Annotated in this window: 18 protein-coding genes; 12 read left to right on the forward strand and 6 right to left on the reverse strand. The window is 73.1% G+C overall.

Annotated elements, in window-relative coordinates; all coding sequences use genetic code 11:
- Positions 1-23 precede the first annotated feature (23 nt).
- The 3 genes from FY030_RS04050 to FY030_RS04060 are packed head-to-tail and all read right to left on the reverse strand — an operon-like array spanning position 24 to position 2,294.
- The gene (locus tag FY030_RS04050) at positions 24-698 is read right to left on the reverse strand and encodes a 3-oxoacid CoA-transferase subunit B (RefSeq protein ID WP_158060391.1); all 675 of its coding nucleotides are present in this window, start codon (positions 696-698) and stop codon (positions 24-26) included.
- A gap of 3 nt (positions 699-701) precedes the next feature.
- The gene (locus FY030_RS04055) at positions 702-1,523 is read right to left on the reverse strand and encodes a CoA transferase subunit A (protein WP_158060392.1); all 822 of its coding nucleotides are present in this window, start codon (positions 1,521-1,523) and stop codon (positions 702-704) included.
- Positions 1,524-1,553: 30 nt separating this feature from the next.
- The gene (locus FY030_RS04060) at positions 1,554-2,294 is read right to left on the reverse strand and encodes a TIGR03089 family protein (protein WP_238348631.1); all 741 of its coding nucleotides are present in this window, start codon (positions 2,292-2,294) and stop codon (positions 1,554-1,556) included.
- Positions 2,295-2,360: 66 nt separating this feature from the next.
- Between FY030_RS04060 and FY030_RS04065 the strand changes: the two genes are divergently transcribed.
- Entirely contained in the window at positions 2,361-3,338 is a 978-nt protein-coding gene (locus tag FY030_RS04065) for a DNA-3-methyladenine glycosylase family protein (protein ID WP_238348542.1), read from the forward strand.
- A 31-nt stretch (positions 3,339-3,369) separates the two neighbouring features.
- On the opposite strand, the gene FY030_RS04070 is transcribed toward FY030_RS04065, so the two are convergent.
- Positions 3,370-4,407 carry a coenzyme F420-0:L-glutamate ligase gene (locus tag FY030_RS04070; protein ID WP_192498712.1) on the reverse strand — a complete coding sequence of 346 codons (1,038 nt, stop codon included), beginning with the start codon at positions 4,405-4,407 and terminating at the stop codon, positions 3,370-3,372.
- Positions 4,404-5,435 (reverse strand): 2-phospho-L-lactate transferase, encoded by a 1,032-nt coding sequence (gene cofD / locus FY030_RS04075; protein ID WP_158060394.1) that lies wholly within the window; start codon positions 5,433-5,435, stop codon positions 4,404-4,406. The genes FY030_RS04070 and cofD overlap by 4 nt, the downstream gene beginning before the upstream one ends.
- A 135-nt stretch (positions 5,436-5,570) precedes the next feature.
- Here cofD and FY030_RS04080 point away from each other — a divergent pair, with 135 nt between their 5' ends.
- The 3 genes from FY030_RS04080 to FY030_RS04090 are packed head-to-tail and all read left to right on the forward strand — an operon-like array spanning position 5,571 to position 11,032.
- Positions 5,571-5,840, forward strand: coding sequence for a WhiB family transcriptional regulator (locus FY030_RS04080; RefSeq protein ID WP_131103961.1), 270 nt, complete (start codon positions 5,571-5,573; stop codon positions 5,838-5,840).
- Between the two features lie 39 nt (positions 5,841-5,879).
- Positions 5,880-9,200: a glycosyltransferase gene (locus FY030_RS04085; RefSeq protein ID WP_158060395.1), complete on the forward strand. Its 3,321-nt coding sequence runs from the start codon at positions 5,880-5,882 to the stop codon at positions 9,198-9,200.
- Complete coding sequence (locus FY030_RS04090; protein WP_158060396.1) at positions 9,200-11,032, forward strand: DUF5719 family protein; 1,833 nt, start codon at positions 9,200-9,202, stop codon at positions 11,030-11,032. Before FY030_RS04085 ends, FY030_RS04090 begins: the two co-directional genes overlap by 1 nt.
- A gap of 12 nt (positions 11,033-11,044) precedes the next feature.
- Here FY030_RS04090 and FY030_RS04095 read toward each other — a convergent pair whose 3' ends face one another.
- The gene (locus FY030_RS04095) at positions 11,045-11,362 is read right to left on the reverse strand and encodes a metallopeptidase family protein (RefSeq protein ID WP_238348543.1); all 318 of its coding nucleotides are present in this window, start codon (positions 11,360-11,362) and stop codon (positions 11,045-11,047) included.
- 163 nt (positions 11,363-11,525) lie between these two features.
- Here FY030_RS04095 and FY030_RS04100 point away from each other — a divergent pair, with 163 nt between their 5' ends.
- The 8 genes from FY030_RS04100 (at position 11,526) to ahcY (ending at position 20,235) form a co-directional block, all read left to right on the forward strand.
- A complete protein-coding gene (locus FY030_RS04100; RefSeq protein ID WP_158060398.1) occupies positions 11,526-11,906 on the forward strand; it encodes a DUF3499 domain-containing protein in 381 nt (126 codons plus the stop codon).
- 55 nt (positions 11,907-11,961) lie between these two features.
- Positions 11,962-13,383 carry a phosphomannomutase/phosphoglucomutase gene (locus tag FY030_RS04105; RefSeq protein WP_158060399.1) on the forward strand — a complete coding sequence of 474 codons (1,422 nt, stop codon included), beginning with the start codon at positions 11,962-11,964 and terminating at the stop codon, positions 13,381-13,383.
- Between the two features lie 2 nt (positions 13,384-13,385).
- Positions 13,386-13,604: a Trm112 family protein gene (locus FY030_RS04110; protein ID WP_158060400.1), complete on the forward strand. Its 219-nt coding sequence runs from the start codon at positions 13,386-13,388 to the stop codon at positions 13,602-13,604.
- A gap of 9 nt (positions 13,605-13,613) precedes the next feature.
- Positions 13,614-14,912: an SIS domain-containing protein gene (locus FY030_RS04115; RefSeq protein ID WP_158060401.1), complete on the forward strand. Its 1,299-nt coding sequence runs from the start codon at positions 13,614-13,616 to the stop codon at positions 14,910-14,912.
- Between the two features lie 91 nt (positions 14,913-15,003).
- Entirely contained in the window at positions 15,004-15,921 is a 918-nt protein-coding gene (gene kynA / locus FY030_RS04120; RefSeq protein ID WP_158060402.1) for a tryptophan 2,3-dioxygenase, read from the forward strand.
- Positions 15,914-17,188, forward strand: coding sequence for a kynureninase (locus FY030_RS04125; protein ID WP_238348544.1), 1,275 nt, complete (start codon positions 15,914-15,916; stop codon positions 17,186-17,188). The genes kynA and FY030_RS04125 overlap by 8 nt, the downstream gene beginning before the upstream one ends.
- Before the next feature lie 35 nt (positions 17,189-17,223).
- Positions 17,224-18,714: a mycothione reductase gene (locus FY030_RS04130; protein WP_158060403.1), complete on the forward strand. Its 1,491-nt coding sequence runs from the start codon at positions 17,224-17,226 to the stop codon at positions 18,712-18,714.
- Positions 18,715-18,723: 9 nt separating this feature from the next.
- Positions 18,724-20,235, forward strand: a complete 1,512-nt coding sequence (gene ahcY / locus FY030_RS04135; protein WP_158060404.1) for an adenosylhomocysteinase — start codon at positions 18,724-18,726, stop codon at positions 20,233-20,235.
- Positions 20,236-20,279: the final 44 nt, after the last annotated feature.

Here is a 20,279-nt window from a genome sequence, read left to right on the forward strand (position 1 = left end):
CCGGGCGGCTGGCCGCCCGGTGCTCAGCCCTGGGTCGGCGGTGTGGGCTCCGGCGTGGGCTCGTCGACGGCGATGATGAGCTCGGGCTCGGTCTTCTCCACGACCTCCTCGACGGAGACGCCGGGGGCGACCTCGCGCAGCACCAGGCCGTCGGGGGTGACGTCGATGACGGCCAGGTCAGTGATGATCCGCTGGACCACCTTCAGGCCGGTGATCGGCAGGTCGCACTCGTTCTTGATCTTGTAGGAGCCGTCCTTGGCGACGTGGTCCATGAGCACCACGACCTTCTTGGCGCCCAGGACCAGGTCCATCGCCCCGCCCATGCCCTTAACCATCTTGCCGGGGATCATCCAGTTGGCGATGTCGCCCGCAGCCGAGATCTGCATGGCGCCCAGGATGGCAGCGTCGACCTTGCCGCCCCGGATCATCCCGAAGCTGGTCGCGGAGTCGAAGAAGCTGGCGCCAGGGCGTAGCGTCACGGTCTCCTTGCCGGCGTTGATGAGGTCAGGGTCCTCCTCCCCGTCGTAGGGGTAGGCCCCCACGCCGAGGATGCCGTTCTCGGACTGCAGCACCAGCTCGACGTCGTCCGGCACGTAGTTGGGGACGAGGGTGGGCATGCCGATGCCCAGGTTGACGTAGTCGCCGTCCTTGAGCTCGGCCGCGGCGCGGGCGGCCATCTCCTCACGGGTCAGTGCCATGGCTCAGGCCTCCTGGTCGGTGCGGGCGGAACCGGGGGCGTCCTGCCCGCAGGGGCGGGGCCCACGGGTGGTGCGCTTCTCGATGTCCTTCTCACGGGCCTGCTCCGGGGTGAGCACGAGCACCCGGTGGACATAGATGCCGGGCAGGTGCACGTCGTCGGGCTCGATCTCGCCGGGCTCGACGAGCTCCTCGACCTCGGCGACCGCGATGTCCGCGGCCATGGCGCACAACGGGTTGAAGTTGCGGGCGGCCTTGTTGAAAACCAGGTTGCCGTGCCGGTCGGCCTTGGCGGCCCGGATCAGCCCGAAGTCGGCGAAGATGGAGTCCTCGAGCACGTAGTCGCGGACGGTCCCGCGGACGTCGAACTCCCGCTTTTCCTTGGCCGGTGACTCCTTGACGACGTTGCCTTCGCTGTCGTAACGCCACGGCATACCCCCTTCGGACACCTGCGAGCCCACGCCGGTGGGGGTGAAAAAGGCAGGGATGCCGGCGCCGGCTGCCCGCATCTTCTCGGCCAGGGTGCCCTGCGGGGTCAGCTCCACCTCCAGCTCGCCGGAGAGGTACTGGCGGGCGAACTCCTTGTTCTCCCCGACGTATGAGGCGATGACGCGCCGGATGCGGTTCTGCTCCAGCAGCAGCCCCAGCCCCGCACCGTCGACGCCGCAGTTGTTGGAGACGACCTCCAGGTCCTTGGTGCCCCGGGAGAGCACCTCGCGGATGAGCACGGTCGGGATACCGGAGAGCCCGAAGCCGCCCACCGTGACGGTCATGCCGTCGGTGAGGCCCTCAAGCGCCTCCTGCGCGGAAGCGACGACTTTGTCCATGGGCCCGACCCTACAAGGGTCGGCGGGGACCTAGACGGGGCCCTCCCCGGCGCGCCACGTGGTGGCGCACCGGGCGTCGACACCCTCCGCCGCCATCCGGGGGTCCTCCGGGCCGGGCTGCGGGCCGCGGACCAGGACGGCGGACCCGTCCAGGTGCAGCAGCTGCAGCACCTGCCGCACGAACAGGCCCCGGTCCTGCGTGCTGACCAGCGCTCGCGACCGTTCGGGCGCCGTGGGCAGGCCCTCGAGCAGGTCGGCGAAGCTGACCCGCTCACCGGCGCTGACCAGGGCGATGTCATCGGCCTCTGCCTCGTCCCAGGCGACGAAGTCGTCAGCGTAGGTGGCCAGCTCGGCGGCCTCGTCCATCACGCCGGAGCGCAGCTCGCGGCCGAAGTCACGGGCCAGCGCGGGGAGCGTGACGGCCACCACCTCGTCGCAGTCCTCGGCCAGCTCACCGTCGGGATCGGTGGTGAGCAGGACGTGGGCGCCCTCGTGGGTGTCGACGGTCAGGGTGGCCCCGACCGACCAGACCGCAAGGGCCCAGTAGGCCAGCCGCCAGTGCGGGGCCGGTAGGTCGACCAGGACCACCGAGCCCGGCTGCACGTCCAGCCCCTCCTGCAGGGCGTTGGCGGCCTTGGCGACCCAGTTGGCCAGCACGGCGCGGGAGAGCTCGATCCGCTCGCCGGTGCCGTCGGGGGTGTCGTCGTAGTACGTCAGCGCCGGTCGCGTCGCGTCGCGGGCGACGGCCCGACTCAGGACCTGGGCAGGCATGTGCACGGCCCCCACCGTAGTCGCTGCACTTGCACCAAGGGCGGTGCAGGGGCAGGCTGGGGCGCCGTGACCACCCCAGGCCGGAGCCCGCGAGGCCCTCACCGGGCGCAGCCGGCCGGTTTCTCCCGGGCTCGCCGCAGGGTCTGGCGGCCGGGTGCCCCGGTTGACGTCGGAGCCATCTGGGGCCCCTTGCGCCGCGGGGCCGGGGATCCCTGCTGGGTCGTCTCCGGTGGCGCGCTGTGGCGTGGGCTGCGCACGCCCGAGGGTTCGGCCACGTTACGGGTGGTCGCTCACGCCTCGGACGGCTTGGTGGAGGCGCACGCCTGGGGCGCGGGGGCGGACTGGGTGCTGGGCCACCTGCCGCTGATGCTGGGCGCGGAGGACGACGCCGAGGGGTTCGTACCCCACCACGACCGGGTCGCCCTGGCGCTGCGCCGGCACCCCGGCTGGCGTGTCCCCCGCACCACCCTGGTCATGGAGTCCCTCGTGCCCGCCGTCGTGGAGCAGAAGGTCACGGGGCAGGAGGCGTTCGGCGGCTGGGGTCGCATCGTGCGCCGCTTCGGTGACCTCGCGCCCGGTCCTGGCGGCGCCCTGGGGGTGCGGGTGCCGCCCTCCGCCGAGCAGCTGGCGGCGATCCCGTCCTGGGGTTGGCTGCGCGCCGGCGTGAGCCCGCAACGCTCCGACACCGTGGCCCGGGTGGCGAGGGTCGCCGGACGGCTGGAGGAGACGTCGGGTATGCCGTTGCCCCAGGCCCGTCGCCGTCTGGTGAGCATCCCGGGCGTGGGGGTGTGGACCGCGGCCGAGACGGCACAGCGCGCGCTCGGTGACGCCGACGCGGTGAGCTTTGGTGACTACCACGTCGCGGCCAACATCGGCTGGGCGCTGACCGGTCGGCCTATGGACGACCACGGGCTGGTCGAGGTCCTACGCCCCTACGCCGGGCACCGCTACCGGGTGCAGCGGCTCCTGCAGCTGGACGGTGCCCTGCGGCCGCGCCGTGGGCCGCGGATGGCCCCGCGCGGGCACCTGCCGGTCGCCCGCTGAGCGGCTGGGTAGGCGCCGGCACGCGCACGGGTCAGGGGGCCGGCCACCCTGACAGCTGGTCAGGTGCTGGCACGTTGACCGCTGCGTGCAGGCCCTCACCGGCGAGGGCCACCTCGAGGCGGGCGGCCACCCGGCCGGCCAGCACGGGGTCCGCCGCGTGGACGGTATACCCCTGCCCGTGTCGGCCCACGACCTCTGCCCCGGGCTGGTTCAGCAGGGCCAGGCGGACCGCCCGTGCGGCCCTGGCGTCGGCTGGCTCGGGCACCACGTCGGGCACCCCCACGAACCGGGCTTGGTCCGTGCCGGGGGCGGCGCCCAGGGCGGCGCGGACAGCCTCCTGGTGTCCCAGGGCGAACCAGTCACCGGGGCCGGTGCGCACCAAGGCCCGGGCGCCGGTGGCGGAGGGGTCCACGAGGTCGGACAGGCCCCGGAGCAGGGCCGCGGGGACGGCGTCGGCCTTGCCCTTGACCAGGTCGGCCGCGGCGGCGAGCTCGTCGCCCACAGCGCGGGCGGTGACTGCCAACGGGCGGCCATCGACGTCGAAGCCCCCGCGAAGGTCATCCAGGACGCGAACGCCGTGAGCCCCCAGGGCGAAGTCGGTCTGCCCCGCCCGCCAGGGGCGGCCGGCCGTGTCGCTGAGCACCAGCCCGAAGGCGACTCCCGGGACGCGGGCGGCCAGCTGCTGGTGCAGGTCGCGGGCCGCGGCGTCCGGGTCGGCCGGCAGCAGCAGCACCCCTCCGCGGGGGCCGGTGTTCGACGCGTCCACCCCTGCCGCGGCCAGGACCGGGCCGGCCAGCGACTCCACCACCTGCGTCGTGCCGTGCGCGGTGGTGCGCTCGGCGACCACCCGGACGGTATGCCGGGCCACCGCCTCTTCGCGAGCGGCATGCTCCCGCAGCCCGTGGGCCTTGGACAGCACCTTGCCGGAGACCACCAGGACATCGCCGTCGAGCAGGCCGCCCCAGCGTTCGAGTGCGGTGCCCAGCAAAGCGGCGACATCGGCGCCCTCCTGGACCTCGGGCAGCCCGGTGAGGGGCAGCAGGTGGAGCGCCCCCGGCGCGGGCCTCACGGGGCGGCCGGTCCGGCGTCGACCGCACGCCGACCCCGGCCGGGGGACAGGCCGCCCGCGAGGTCGAGCAGCTCACCCGCCAGCCGCGTCGCGCCGGGGACGTCCCGCATCAGCAGATCGGTGGCCTGCACGGGCAGCCGCGAGGGGTAGGGGGCGCCTGCGTCGGCGTGGTCCACAAGCCAGCCGTCGAGGAAGTCGGCATAGAGCCCGGCGACACCGGCCGCCGACACCTCGACGCCCAGCGGCGCCAGGCAGGCGTCGGCGTGGCCGCGGACCGGCCGACCGCCGATCAGGGGGCTGACCCCGACGACGGGCGCCCGCGTGCCGCGCAGCGCGTCCCGGACCCCGGGGACACCCAGGATGATCCCGATCGAGACCACCGGGTTGCTTGGCGGCAGGACGACGAGGTCCGCCGAGCGGATGGCCTCCAGCACCCCTGGTGCAGGGGTGGCCTGGGCCAGACCGGCGACCGTGAACGCGCTGGCTGGCAGCCGCGCCCCGTGCCGTACCCACCACTCCTGGAAGTGGATGGCCCGCTCGCCTCCCTCCTCGTCGGGCACCACGACGTGGGTTTCGATCGGGGTGTCGGTCACCGGCAGCAGCCGCACCCCCAGCTCGGGCAGGCCCCACCGACGGGCCAGCCGCTCGGTGACCTGGCTGAGGCTCAGGCCCTGGCCCAGCCACAAGCTGCGGGCCACGTGGGTGGCCAGGTCGCGGTCGCCCAGCCCGAACCACTCAGGGCCCACACCGAGCTTGGCTAGCTCGGCGAGCAGTGCGTGGGTGTCACCGGCCCGTCCCCAGCCCTGGTCCTCGTCGACGCCACCCCCGAGGGTGTAGAGGACCGAGTCCAGGTCCGGGCAGACCCGGAGGCCGAAGAGGGTGATGTCGTCCCCCGTGTTGCCCACGACGGTGAGCTGCGTGGGCTCGCCGTCGCCGCGGGAAGCGCCGGGGCTGGCGGCGAGGGCCTGGACGAGGCCACGGACGAAGCGGGCTCCGCCCACGCCACCCGAGAGTGCGGTGATCTGCATACCCCCATTGTGCGAGGTCAGGAGCTTGTAGCAGATCAGGGGTTGACTCGAAGGCATGACACGCGTGTAATTCTCTTGTTGTGACTTCGCGTCATGACGGCGGGTGTACGTGTGGCGAGAGGTCGAGGAGGAGCCATGCACGAGCTGGAATTGCTGTCCCTGTTGAACGGCGCCGAGGAGTCGGAGCCGGTGTCCTGGCAGGAGCGTGCCCTGTGCGCGCAGACTGACCCGGAGGCATTTTTCCCCGAGAAGGGCGGTTCGACCCGGGAGGCCAAGAAGGTCTGCGTCGGGTGCGAGGTCCGGGCCGAGTGCCTGGAGTACGCCCTGTCCAACGACGAGCGCTTCGGTATCTGGGGAGGCCTGTCGGAGCGCGAGCGGCGCAAGTTGAAGAAGCGCGCTGTCTGACCGGCGCCGCCTCGCGCGCCCGCTCCGTCAACCCCGCCCATGACGTCGACGACCTCCTCGGTCGCCGGCGCGGTCCCCACCGACCGCGCGCCTCTCCACGACGTCACCGTCATCCTCCTCCCAGGGCTCGCGGACGCGGGCTCTGACGATGGCGCGGGCTCTGACGATGGCGTCGAGAGCGACGTCGACGCCATGGTGGCGGTCCTCGACGCCGTTCAGCAGCAGACGCTGATGCCCCGTCGGGTGCTCGTCGTGGGGATCGACCAGGACAGTGAAGGCGCCGACCGGGTGCTGCGCCACCCGCTCACCGCCGTGCACCGGGTGCCCCTGCTGCTGCGCGGCCCTCTGGAGCCGGACGTACCTCGGTGGAAGGTCGTCGAGGACGCGCGCCGGGGCCTGCCCGTCCAGCAGGGTCACTGGCTGTGGTTCCTGGCCCCGGACTCCCGGCCGGCGCCCGATGCCCTGTCCGCACTGCTGTCGGCCACCCGGCGCAGCAGCCGGGTCGGCCTCGTGGGGCCCAAGCTGGTGGACGCGGAGGACCCTCGCCTGCTGGTCGGCCTCGGCCACCACCTGACCGTGGCCGGCCGCGCGACCGATGCCCACCCCGCCGGCCTGGTCGACCAGGGGCAGCACGATCTGCGCCAGGACGTGCTCGGGATGCCGCTGGTCGGTTCCTTGGTGGACAGCGCCGTGCTCGACGCGGTCGGTGGCCTGGACCGGGCCTTCGGCGAGGACGGCGTCGACGGGTTGGACCTGGGGTGGCGCAGCCACCTGGCCGGCCACCGGGTCATCGTCGCCCCGGACGCCGTGGTTCGCCAGGGCGAGGACGGCCTCGGCGTGCGGGACCCCCTGCGGACGCGGATGCGTCAGCGGCAGGTGGCGCTGGCGCGCGGGTCGCTCTGGGCAGCCCCTTGGCGGACCCTTGGCGTGGCGGTCACCTCCCTGCTGGCTGCCCTCGTCCTGCTCCTGGTCAAGCGCCCGGCTGAGGCCGCGGGGGAGTGGGCCGACGTGCGGGCCGTGCTCAGCCCGGCTCGTGGCTGGGGTGCCCGCGGCCGGTTCGCCCGGCGCCGTACGGTGCGACCCCGGGACCTGGCCGGCCTGCACAGCCCCGCCCGCAGCGGCTGGCTCAGCACTCGCGAAACCGTCGTCGAGGCGCTCGACCCCCGGGCGGGTCGGTGGTCCGAGGGGTCGGCGGGGCGGACGGGCCCGCCGCACGGCGGGACCGAGACGGGGCCGGTGTCGGACGAGTTCGCCAACCTGGCCGGTGATGCACACCGTAGCCGGTTCAGCGCCCCGCTGGCCCTGGCCGTGCTGGTCACCATGGTGGTCACCGGGTGGTGGGGGCGGGACCTCATCGGTGCCCTCGACCCTGGAGGCGTGGGTCTGGTAGGTCCCGAGCTCGGCCCGGCCGCCACCGACGCCCGCGGCCTGTTCTCCTCCGCCCTCGACGGGTGGCGCGGCGGGGGCCTGGGCCATGAGCGGGCACCGGAGCCCTGGCTCTTGCCCGCGGCGGCCATCGCGTGGTTGGCCTCCTGGCTGCCGGGGGCGGGGGCGACGGTGGCAGGTCCAGCACTGGCGTGGGTGCTGGCGCTGGCCGGACCGCTGTCTGTCCTCACCGCATACCTGGCCCTGCGCCGGGTCACGCACGGCCGGTGGGTCCGTGCGCTCCTCGCGCTGGGCTGGGCCGGCCTCGCGCCGTTGCCGCTGGCCCTCGGCGACGGCCGGCTGGGCCCGGCCGCGGTCCATGTGCTGGCTCCGCTGCTGGTTGCCGGGGTTGTGGTCTGCGCGATGCCCGAGCGTGGAGTGCGGCGCACCGCGGCATGCTTCGCCACGGTGCTGGGGATCGCGCTCGCCGCCCTGTGGGTGCCTGCCCTGCTGGTGCTGAGCACCGCGGGTGGCCTGCTCCTGCTCGCCCTGGGCCGTGGGTCCGCACGCTGGCGCGGTGGCGTGCTCGCGCTGCTGCCGTGGGCCTTCTTGCTGCCGTGGCTGCCCGCCGTCCTCACCGAGCCGGTGCGCCTGGCTGGGGGCGCGGGCGCCACCATGGCTGTTACCTCGCTGCCGTCCGTGGCCCCGGTGTGGCAGACCCTTCTGCTCCAGCCCGGTGCCCCGGTCCAGGCGGGCTCGCTGGCTGCGGTGCCGCTGTGGCTGACGGTCCCGCTGTGGTGGGGGGCCCTGGGAGCGCTGCTGGTGCCGGGCCGCTCCGGTCGCCGGGCCGGGGTGTTGCTTGCTGCCGCGCTCCTGGGGTTGGCCGCTGCCCTGCTGGCGCTGCGCACCGGCCTCGGCCGACTTCCGGCGGAGCATGCCCAGGCAGGGCTGTTCGTCACCGCCTGGCCCGGGACTGCGCTGTCGATTGCCGGTGCTGCCCTGCTGCTGGGCACGGGGATCCTGGTCGACCGGCTGATGAACCCCACCGCCTCCACCCGCCGTTGGCGTCGGGTGCTTGTGGCGCTGATCCTGGCCCCGACGGCAGCACTCGGAGCCTGGGGCCTGTCTCCCGCCCAGCGTCCAGATGCTCTCGGGGTCGCGACCGACCCGTTGCCCCCCGTGGCGGCCGAGCAGGGCCGTGGCCCGGCCGCCCTGCGCACGCTGGTGCTTGCACCGACGGGGCCGGACCCCACCGACGCCGTCCGAGTGGACCTGCTCGCCTCGGAGCCGGAGCCGGCCAGGATCCTGCGCGACCGCACGACCGACCTCACGACGCCGGTGCAGGAGCGAGCCGAGGTGCTCCGGGCCGCGGAGGTATTGGTGTCCGGCAGGTCGCCGGACGAGGCCGCTGAGGCGGTGATGGACGTGGGTGCCGGGTACCTTCTTCTGCACGCGGCCGAGGAGCATCCGCTCGCGGCGCAGATCGACCAGGTCAGCGGCCTGACCAGGGTCTCCGGGCCACCGGAGCAGGTGCTGTGGCGCCGGACGGACGCCGACGCAGGCCGGGTCCGGGTCCTGGACGCCGACGGGGCACTGATCGGGAGACTGACCGCCACCGGGCCCCACGCGCGCGCCGAGGGGGACCTGCGTGAGCTGCCGGGGGCCGCGGCCCTCGACGTCGCAGAAGGTGCCGGCTGGTCACGGCACGCCAGCGTGCTCGTCGACGGACAGGAGATGTCGGTCTCGCCGGGCACCGAGGTCGCGTTGCCCGAAGGGGCCCGGCAGGTGGAGGTCGAGCTGGGCCGGCCGCGCCTGGCGTGGCACCTAGGCACCCTCGGGCTGGCGCTCGTCGTCGGCTTCCTCGCCCTCCCGGTGGGACGCCGGGAGGGTCAGACCCTCCCGGCGCCGGGAACGACCCGCACCAGGTCGCGGCACGAGGCGGGCCGGGACGCAGGTCAAGCCGACGGCCCAGGTGCCGGGACGGAGAAGACGTGATGGTGGCGGCGCGACGTGCGGGCCCCCTCCGGCTGCTCGCTGCCCTCGTCGTCGGAGGGGCTCTGGTGGGCGCGGCAGCAGCCACGGACCTGGCGCTGGGTCCCGGCGAGGCCGGGCCGGCGGCCCCGGTTGCGTCGACCTCCGCTCCCGACCGCGCGGCATACCTCGCCGAGGCGGTCCTGGCGTGCCCCGGCAGCGTCGAGGACGGCGAGGAGGTGACCGCGGGCCAGACCAGGCTCCGCGTGGCCAGCGCACCCGAGGAGGTTTTCTCCGGGTCCTTCCTGCCCGAGGGTGACGCAGGCGGGGTCGAGCTGGCTCTGATCGGCGCGGACGGCATCGACCAGTTGGACGAGGACGCCGGTGGCCCGCTCGAAGCGGCCCTCGAGGACGGTCGCTGGGGCGTGGTCCAGGCGCAGGCGCAGCGGGCTCCTGGCCTGGCAGCGAGCCAGGTGTCACTGATCCCCGACGCCGGGGCGCGGGGGTGGGCCATGACGCCGTGCCTGCCGGCTGAGGACCTGGTCCACCTCGTGGGTGGCGGGGAGGGTGCTGGGCGGGTGGAGCTCGTGGTCATCACCAACCCCGCAACGGACCCCGTCACCGTCGACATCGAGGTCTTTGGGGTGGACGGCGCCGTGTCCACCGTGGGCGGCTCCGGCCTCGTCATCCCGGCGCACGGCAGGTTGGTGCAACGGCTCGACGCCCTCGCGCCCTCCGTGCAGCAGCCGGTCGTACGGGTGGTGGCCCAGGGTGGTCCGGTCGTGGCCCACCTAGCCGACCGGCACCGTCAAGGCACGGCCGACCTGGGCCGCGAGATGGCCGCGCCCGCAGCGGTCCCCGGCCGGGAGCTGGTGGTGCCCGCTCTGCCGACCTCGACGGAGGGCGACCAGACCGTCACCCTGCGGTTGTTCGCCCCCGAGGCGGAGGCTGTGGTGGAGCTGCGGGCGCTCACCGACCGCGGCGCCCACGTCCCCGGAACCGCCGTGGTGCGGGTGCCTGCAGGCGGGACCACGGAGATCACGCTCGAGGGCTTGCCCGACGCCAGCGCTCTGCTGCTGCGTGCGGACGCACCGGTCACCGCCGGAGCCCTGCTGCAGGTCGGCCCGTCCTCGGACGAGCCGATCGTGGTCGAGCAAGGGGACCGGGCCGCCGACCCGGATGAGGCGGCCGACACCCCTGGCCCTGACGAGGCCAGGGGCACGTCCAGCCCCGACGATGCGCCGAGCACGGCCGGTCCCGACGAGGCGGTGACCACCTCCGGTCCCGACGAGGCGGTGACCACCTCCGGTCCCGACGGCGTGGCCAGCACAGCCGGGCCCGGCGGCGAGGAGGCCGACCGGCAGGCGGAGCCGGTGCTGCGCCCCGCGGGGGAAAGCGCCTGGGTCGCGGCGGTGCCGCTGTCCCACATCCCCGTGGGCATGGCGTTGCCTGATCTGACGGACATCCCCCGTCTGGCCGACCGGCGCGACGTGCCTGGGGAAGAGGCGTCTGGCGGGAACGGGCAGGAGGGCGCGCGGGAGTGGGACACCGACCTGGAACCGGCCCTCACGCTGGCGGTGTCGGCGGTCGACGCGACCAGCGCCTCGGTGCTGTGGCTGGACGGCGACGGCGACGTGAGCAGCGTGGAGCTCACCTTGGCCAACGACACCACCCAGGTCCTTCAGGCACCTGCCGGGGCCATCGCCTTCTGGGTCCTGCCGACAGGGGACGCGGGCGTGGCCGCGGCGTTGCACCTGCAGGGCCAAGACGTGGTCGGGTCCTACCTCAGCGCAGCGTCGGTGCCGCCGGTGCCGTGGACCCGCCAGGTCCCCGCGCTGGTGCCGGTCCTGCCCTGAGGCGGGCTCGCGCTACCGCAGGTCGTCGGGGTCGCGGCCCAGCATGCGGGCGACCTGCTCGGTCACCACCTCGGACACGAGGGCAGCCAGCTCCTCCGGCTCCTGGGCGCGCTGCACGATGGGCCGGCGGTAGAGCACCAGTCGGGCCGGCATCGAGCGCTCGGCCGGAAACAACCGGCCCAGCGGGACGCCGTGCTCCCAGGGTGCAGGGTCTGAGGGTGGCACCTCCTCGACGGCCAGCTCGATCCCCAGCTCGTGGGAAAGGATGCGCTCGACGGACTCGACGGCCTCGAGCGCCAGCTCGTCGAACCGCTCGCGACGGGTGGTCATCAGGGGCACCGGGGGCCACGCGAGAGGGCCGCGCGGTCCCCGTCCGTGCCGGTCGCGTCGCCCGCCCATGGCTCGCACCTTAACCCAGCGGCCGAGGCCCACCGGCAGCGCTCTCTCGGAGCGCCTCACCGGCTTTGTCGGTTCACATGCCTAGAGTGTCGGAGTGACCCTGATCCGCCAGTGCTCCAAGACGGCCTGCGTGCGTCCCGCGACGTCCACGCTCACCTACGTCTACGCGGAGCAGACCGCGGTGCTGGGGCCGCTGGCCACCTACGCCGAGCCGCACTCCTACGACCTGTGCGAGCAGCACGCCACCCGTCTCACCGCCCCCCGCGGGTGGGACGTCGTTCGCCTGGAGCTGCCTGAGGGCGAGCCCCGCCCGCCGGTGGACGACCTCGCGGCCCTGGCGGACGCGGTCCGTGAACACCGGGGCACCGTGACCGTCGAAGCCGGGGACAACGGCTACCGGACCGAACGCGGCGAGTACGCCTCGGTGACCGAGATCGCCCGGCGCGGTCACCTGCGGGTCCTCCGCGACCGGTGAGGCGTGTCGGCAGGCACCGTCACCGCGCGCTGGTCCCTGGGTAGTCTGGTCGACCGTGAGCCCGATAGCGCTGGCCGACATCGTCAAGGCCTACGACGTCCGCGGCCTGGTGCCCGAGCAGCTGGACGCCCGTGTCGCCACCGCACTGGGATCGGCGTTCGCCCAGGTCGTGGTGATCCCCGAGGGTGAGGACGGGGTGGTGATCGGCCATGACATGCGCGACTCCTCGCCCGAGCTGGCCCGCTCCTTCGCCGCAGGCGTGGCGGCCCACGGGGTGGACATCACCATGATCGGCCTGTGCTCCACCGACATCCTCTACTACGCCAGCGGCGTCGAGCAGCGCGCCGGGGCCATGTTCACCGCGAGCCACAACCCCGCCGGTTACAACGGGATCAAGCTGTGTCGCCGAGGGGCCCGACCGGTCGGCCAGGACTCGGGCCTGACCGAGATCCGTGACCTCGCCCAATGGCTGCTGGACCGGGGATCCATGCACGACCTGCCGACGAGCGAGCGGACCGGCTCTGTTGCCGAGACGGACATGCTGGCCGGCTATGCGGCATACCTGCACTCTCTGGTCCGGCTGGACGACATCCGGCCCCTGCGGGTGGTCGTCGACGCGGGCAACGGCATGGCCGGGCTCACGGTCCCGGTGGTGCTCGGCATGGACGGGTTGCCGATCACCGTCGAACCGCTCTACTTCGAGCTGGACGGCACCTTCCCCCACCACGAGGCGAACCCGCTGGAGCCGGAGAACCTGCGCGACCTGCAGGCGGCGGTGCGCGAGCACGGGGCAGACCTGGGCCTGGCCTTCGACGGGGATGCCGACCGGTGCTTCGTCGTTGACGAACGTGGCGAGCCGGTCAGCCCCAGCGCCGTGACCGCGCTGGTGGCGGCGCGCGAGATCACCCGGGCGGTGCAGGCCGGTGCCGACCCCTCCGATGTCGCGGTCGTGCACAACACCATCTGCTCCCGGGCCGTGCCCGAGACGATCCAGGAGCACGGGGCCAGGGCCGTCCGCAGCCGCGTCGGGCACTCCTTCGTCAAGGCGCAGATGGCCGAGCACGAGGCCGTCTTCGGGGGGGAGCACTCCGCCCACTACTACTTCAAGGACTTCTGGTTTGCCGACACCGGCATGCTGGCCGCAATGCACCTGCTCGCGGCCCTCGGTGAGCAGGACGACCCCCTCTCGCAGCTGGTCGCCGCCTACGACCGGTATGTGGCCTCGGGGGAGCTGAACTCCCGGGTGCCCGACGTGGCGGCCGCCACCGAGCGGGTGCGCGAGTGGGCAGCGGCGCAGGGCGCCTCCGACGAGCGCCTGGACGGGCTGTCGATGGTGCACGAGGACCCGTACTGGTCGTTCTCGTTGCGGCCCAGCAACACCGAGCCTTTGCTGAGGCTCAACGTCGAGGCCCAGGACCGGGCCGTGATGGAACAGGTCAGGGACAGCGTGCTGACCCTGGTGCGACAGGAGAGATAGCCATGGCACGTCCCCCGTACGACCCGTGGGTCCGAGAGATCCTGCGCTGCCCCGTCGGTCTGCACGAGCTGGTCGACACCCAGGACGAGCAGGGCGCGCCGGCGCTGGAGTGCGCGCAGGACTGCGGCGCCCCCGGCCAACGACGTCGCTACCCGGTGACGGACGGCATCCCGGTGCTGCTCGCGGACGAGGCCGTGCTCGTGCCGGCACCGGGCAGCTGAGGGGGCGCGGTGCCGTACATCGACGAGGCCCTGCTCGATGACCTGGATGAGCTGCAGCGCAAGGACTCTCAGGATACGCTGCGCGCTCTCGCCTCGGCCGGGGCTCAGGTCCGGGAGGGGCTGACCCTGGCGCACGAGGCGGGCATCGACCGGCTGGCGACCATGGACCGGCCGCGGTCCGTCCTGGTGGCCGCGATCGGGGGGTCGGCGATCGTCGCCGAGGTGCTGGAGCTGCTGGCTGAGCCGGGCTCGCCGGTGCCGGTCCAGGCCCGGCGCAACCTGCCCCTGCCGGGGTGGGTCGGGCCGTTGGACCTGGTGGTCGCGGTCTCATTGTCCGGCCGGGCCCCCGGCCCGCTGGCGGTCGCCGCCGAGGCTGCCCGCCGGGGTGCCATGCTGCTGACGGTGGGTGCCGACGACTCGCCGCTGGCAGAGGTATGCCGCCGCGCCCGCGGCGTGCACGTGGGCGTCGGCCGTGGGCGCACCAGCTCTCGGACCGCGCTGTGGACGATGCTGACCCCGGTGCTGCTCGGTGCCGACGGCCTGGGGCTGTTGGACGCGCCGGTGCAGATGCTCGAGGCGGTGGCGGACCGACTGGACCGCAAGGCTGAGGAGATGCGTCCTAGCTCCGAGTCGTTCGTCAACCCCGCCAAGCTGCTGGCTGTCCAGCTCGCCGAGACCGTGCCCGTGGTGCTGGGGGACGGCCCCCTCGGCGGGGTTGCTGCCGCTCGAGCCTCCTCGATGCTGGCCAGGACCGCCCGGATCCCCGCCACCTTCGGCGAGCTGCCGGACGCGGCCAGCGGGATCGTCGCCTGCTTCGACGGGCCGTACACCTCGCTGGGCGGCCGCCGGCAGGGCACCTACGACGACTCCCGGATCCGGCTCGGCGACATCGACACCTCCTCGTGGGAGCCGCACCACTTCGCCGAGCCCGACGGGGAGCTCATGGAGCGCGCCACCGGCCCGGACCAGGGCGGCGGCCGGGACGGTGGCCGGGACATCTTCGCCGATCCTTACCTGGACGGCCCGAGCCCGCCCCCGCTGGGTCTGCTGCTGCTGCGCGACGCCCCGCTGGAGCCACCTACCCGGGAGTCGGTCGAGGCCGAGGCACTGACCGACGCGGTCCTGGCGACCGCCCGGGAGGCCGGAGTGCGGGTGCTGGAGGTCCAGGCCGAGGCCGGCGCGCCGATCGTCCGGCTCGCCGACCACGTGGCGACCCTGGACTTCACCGCGACCTACCTGGCGATCGGGCTGGGCCTGGACCCGTCGGTGTCGCCGCACGTCGCGGATCTGCGCGACCGCACGCGCTGAGTTAGTGACGCAGGCGTCCCCGGGGGCCGTCCGAAGGGAACGACCACGCACCCGACCCGGCTCCCGTCACCCCCTGTGTCATCATCGCCGGATGAGCGCCGACGCTGACCCGATCACCCGCCATACCCGGTCCCGACGTGAGTTGGAGGAGGGGATCGAGCGCGACTTCGGGCGCAACCTGTCCTACGGGGAGTACCTCGACCTGGGTCGGGTCCTGTCGGCCCAGCACCCGCAGGCCGTCCCTCCCCGCCACGACGAGATGCTCTTCATCATCCAGCACCAGACGTCCGAGCTATGGCTGAAGCTGATGCTGCACGAGCTCACCTCGGCCCGCGAGCTCCTCGCGGACGACGACGTGCAGCCGGCGCTGAAGCGGATCGCGCGGGTCAAGCACATCCAGCACACGCTGACCGAGCAGTGGTCGGTCCTGGCGACGATGACACCGAGCGAGTACGCGCAGTTCCGCCACTTCCTGGCCACCGGCTCCGGCTTCCAGTCTTGGCAGTACCGGGCGGTCGAGTTCTCCCTCGGCAACAAGAACGCCGACATGCTGCGCGTCTTCGCGCACGACGAGGCCGTCCAGGCGCAGCTGGAGGACCTGCTGCACCAGCCGAGCCTCTACGACGAGGTGCTGCGCCTGCTGGCCCGCCGCGGTCACCCCGTGCCGCAGGAGGTACTGGACCGCGACGTCACCCAGCCCTACGAGGCGCACGAGGGCGTGCTGGACGTCTTCGCCGCGGTCTACGACGCGCCGCACGAGCACTGGCTGGAGTACGAGTTGGCCGAGGAGCTCGTCGACGTGGAGGACAACTTCCAGGTATGGCGCTTCCGTCACCTCAAGACGGTCGAGCGGATCATCGGCTCCAAGCGCGGCACGGGCGGCAGCTCGGGGGTGCCCTTCCTGCGCCGGGCCCTGGACCTGACCTTCTTCCCCGAGCTCTACGACGTGCGCACCCGCCTCCAGGACGTCACGCCGGAGGGCTACCACGGGGGGACTAGCCGTGGCTGAGCACGCGCAGGGCACGGTCGACCACGTCGACCAGGTGCCGACCCGGGAGCTGGCGCGGGAGCTGGACGCGACCGACCCGTTGGCCGACTACGCCAGCTGCTTCGAGCGGGCCGAGGGCGTGCTCGCCTATTTCGACGGCAACTCCCTGGGCCGCCCCGTGGCCGGCACCGCGGAGGCGATGGCACAGTTCGTGCGGCACGACTGGGGCAGCAGGCTGATCCGGTCCTGGGACGAAGCGTGGATGCGCTGGCCGGAGGAGACCGGTGACCTGCTCGGTGCCGCCGCCCTCGGTGCCGCTGCCGGGCAGACCGTGGTCGCGGACTCCACGACCGTCCTGCTCTACAAGGTGCTGCGGGCACTGGTCGACCACCAGCTCGCCGTCGACCCGGGCCGCACCGAGCTCGTGCTGGACACCGACAACTTTCCGACCGACCGCTACGTGGCGCAGGGCGTGGCCGCTGAGCGCGGCCTGGTGCTGCGGTGGATCGACGTGGACACCGCCGCCGGTGTCACCGCCGACCAGGTCGCCGAGACGGTGGGCCCGAGGACGGGCGTCGTGCTGCTCTCGCACGTGGCCTACCGGTCCGGGTGGCTCGCCGACGCCGAGGCGATCACCGGGGTGGTGCACGAGGCCGGCGGGATGGTCCTGTGGGACACCTGCCACTCCGCGGGGTCGGTGCCGATCCACGCGGACAACTGGGCGTGGGACGCTGCCGTCGGGTGCAACTACAAGTACCTCAACGCAGGTCCCGGGGCGCCCGCGCACGCCTACCTGGCCAGCCGGCACCACGACATACCAACTTTGAGGCAGCCGATCCAGGGCTGGATGGGTCGCCGTGACCCGTTCCTCATGGAGGCCGGATATGTGCCGGCCCAAGGGATTCGGGCGCTGGTCAGCGGTACCCCACCGGTGGCCGGGATGGTCCCGCTACGGCTGGCCCTGCAGATGCTGCAGGAGGCGGGCATCGACGCGGTGCGGGCCAAGTCGTTGGCGCTGACCGACTTCGCTGCCCGGGTGGTCGCCGCGTGGCCGGAGGGGCTCGGGATCACGGTCGCCAGCCCGGCCGACCACGACCGCCGCGGGGGCCACCTCACCCTGCGCCACTCGGGCTTCGAGCAGGTCAACGCCCGGCTCTGGGCACGTGGCGTGATCCCCGACTTCCGCGCGCCGGACGGGCTGCGCCTCGGGCTGGCGCCGTTGTCGACGACGTTTGTCGAGGTGTGGGACGGGCTGGTCGCGGTCCGGGAGGAGCTGGAGCGGGTCTAGGCCACGCGCTCGGGCCCGCAGGCTACCCTTCGACGGTGAGCGAGGATCCCACGCACTTCGACCTGGTCATCATCGGCAGCGGCTCCGGCAACTCCCTGGTCACCCCCGAGTTCGACCTGCTCCGCACGGCGGTCGTCGACCGGGGAGTCGGGAGCGAGGACGCCTTCGGCGGCACGTGCCTCAACGTGGGCTGCATCCCCACCAAGATGTTCGTGCACACCGCCGACATCGCCGCCACCATCACCGACGCGGCCCGGTTCGGGGTCGACGCGACGTTGGAGGGGGTGCGCTGGCGGGACATCCGCGACCGGGTCTTCGGCCGCATCGACGCGATCAGCGAAGGTGGGCGCGAGTACCGGCGGGACGCCGAACACACCGAGGCCTACCTGGGGCACGCCCGCTTTGTCGGGGACCGCGAGCTCGAGGTGCACATCACCACCCCTGGCGGCAGCCATGAGGTCGGCAGCAGGCACCGGATCACCGGCAAGCAGGTCGTCATCGCGACCGGTGCGCGCCCCTTCGTCCCCGAGGAGGTGCGCTCCTCCGGGGTGCCCTTCCACACCTCCGACTCGATCATGCGCATGGACGAGCTCCCGGCCAGCCTGGTCATCCTGGGCGGTGGGGTCATCGCCGCCGAGTTCGCGCACGTCTTTGCCAGCCTGGGCGTGCGGGTCAGCGTGGTGACCCGGGGCAAGGGCCTGCTCACCCACTTCGACAAGGACATCTCCGCCGCCTTCACCGACCTGGCCCGGGCCCAGTGGGACGTGCGGACCGGGGTGACCGTCGAGGCAGTACGCCAGGGGGGCGACGGCGTCGAGCTGCAGCTGAGCGACGGCATCGTCACCGGGGAGCTGCTGCTCGTGGCTACCGGGCGGGTCCCCAACAGCGACGACCTGGGGCTGGAGCACACGGCGGTGCGCACCCACCGCGACGGCCGGGTGGTCGTCGACGAGCACGGCCGCACCGACGTGGAGGGGGTCTGGGCGCTGGGTGACGTCTCCTCGCCCTACCAGCTCAAGCACGTGGCCAACCAGGAGGCACGGGTGGTGGCGCACAACCTCGTGCACCCCGACGACCTGCAGTCCTTCGACCACCGCTACGTCCCGGCCGCGGTCTTCAGCCGCCCGCAGGTGGCCACCGTCGGCCTGACCCTGGACCAGGCGCGGGGGCAGGGGTATGCCGTGACCACCAAGACCCAGCGCTACGGCGACGTGGCCTACGGCTGGGCCATGGAGGACTCGACCGGGCTGTTCACCGTGGTCGCCGACCGGGCCACCGGACGGCTGCTCGGTGCCCACGCCATGGGCCCGCACGCCTCGACCCTCATCCAGCCAGTCATCCAGGCGCTGTCCCTGGCCGGGCCGGACGGCGGCCCTACCGCGCACGAACTGGCCCGCGGCCAGTACTGGATCCACCCAGCCCTGACCGAGGTGCTGGAGAACGCCCTGCTCGCGCTGGACGTGGAGCCCGAGTTTGACGTCACGGCCGACTATGACCCGGTCGGGGAGGACGTGCCTGCCACGTAGCATTGGGTCATGCCGGACACGCAGAGCCTCAACCCCGCCCACTCCAGCGCGCTGGACCAGCCGCTGGACCGGTCAGCCCCGTTCCGGGTGCGTGACCTGGGGCTGGCCGAGCAGGGCCGGCACCAGATCCGCCTGGCCGAGCACGAGATGCCCGGCCTGATGGCGCTGCGGGAGCGGTTCGCGGACTCCCAGCCGCTGGCCGGCGCCCGGATCGCCGGGTCGCTGCACATGACCGTGCAGACCGCGGTGCTGATCGAGACCCTCGTCGAGCTCGGCGCGCAGGTCCGGTGGGCGTCCTGCAACATCTTCTCCACCCAGGACGAGGCCGCCGCGGCCGTCGCGGTCGGCCCGCACGGCACCGCGGAGGACCCGCAAGGCGTGCCGGTCTTCGCCTGGAAGGGCGAGACCCTGGAGGAGTACTGGTGGTGCACCACACAGATCCTGCTGTGGCCCGGGGAGGGGCCCAACCTGATTCTCGACGACGGCGGTGATGCCACCCTGCTGGTGCACAAGGGGGCCGAGTGGGAGCGGCAGGGCGCCGTCCCCACCGCCGAGGAGGACGACCCCGAGGAGTGGCGGGTCATCCTGGGGACGGTCCGTGAAGGGCTGCAGGCGCACCCGACCCGCTGGACCGACGTCGCCCGGGGGCTGCGCGGGGTGACGGAGGAGACTACCACCGGTGTCCATCGGCTCTACCAGCTGCACGAGGCCGGCGGCCTGCTCTTCCCCGCCATCAACGTCAACGACTCGGTGACCAAGAGCAAGTTCGACAACATCTACGGCTGCCGGCACAGCCTGATCGACGGCATCAACCGGGCCACCGACGTGCTCATCGGGGGCAAGGTGGCCGTGGTGTGCGGCTACGGCGACGTCGGCAAGGGCTGCGCCGAGGCCCTGCGCGGACAGGGGGCCCGGGTCATCGTCACCGAGATCGACCCCATCTGCGCCCTGCAGGCCGCGATGGACGGCTACCAGGTCGCCCGGCTTGAGGACGTCATCGCCTCCGCCGACTTCGTGGTCACCGCCACCGGCTGCACGGACGTGGTGACCGTGGAGCACATGATGGCGATGAAGGACAAGGCGATCCTGGGCAACATCGGTCACTTCGACAACGAGATCGACATGGGCGCCTTGGCCAGGGTGCCCGGTGTGACCCGCACCCAGATCAAGCCCCAGGTGCACGAATGGACCTTCCCAGCGGACGCCGAAGGCGGCCGGGCCCGGTCGATCATCGTGCTCTCCGAGGGACGGCTGCTCAACCTCGGCAACGCCACGGGCCACCCCAGCTTTGTGATGTCCGCCAGCTTCGCCAACCAGGTGCTGGCCCAGATCGAGCTGTTCACCCGCCTCGAGGACTACCCGCTCGGCGTGCACACCCTGCCCAAGGAGCTGGACGAGGAGGTGGCCCGCCTGCACCTGGGCTCGCTCGGGGCCCAGCTGACCGAGCTAAGCAAGGCGCAGGCCGAGTACCTGGGCCTGGACCCCGCTGGGCCGTACAAGTCCGAGCTCTACCGGTACTAGCACGTAGGCTGCCCACAGTCCGGTGACCCGTGAGGAGCAGGAGA

Origin of the sequence: Ornithinimicrobium pratense, from assembly GCF_008843165.1 — a bacterium.
Taxonomy (GTDB): domain Bacteria; phylum Actinomycetota; class Actinomycetes; order Actinomycetales; family Dermatophilaceae; genus Ornithinicoccus; species Ornithinicoccus pratensis.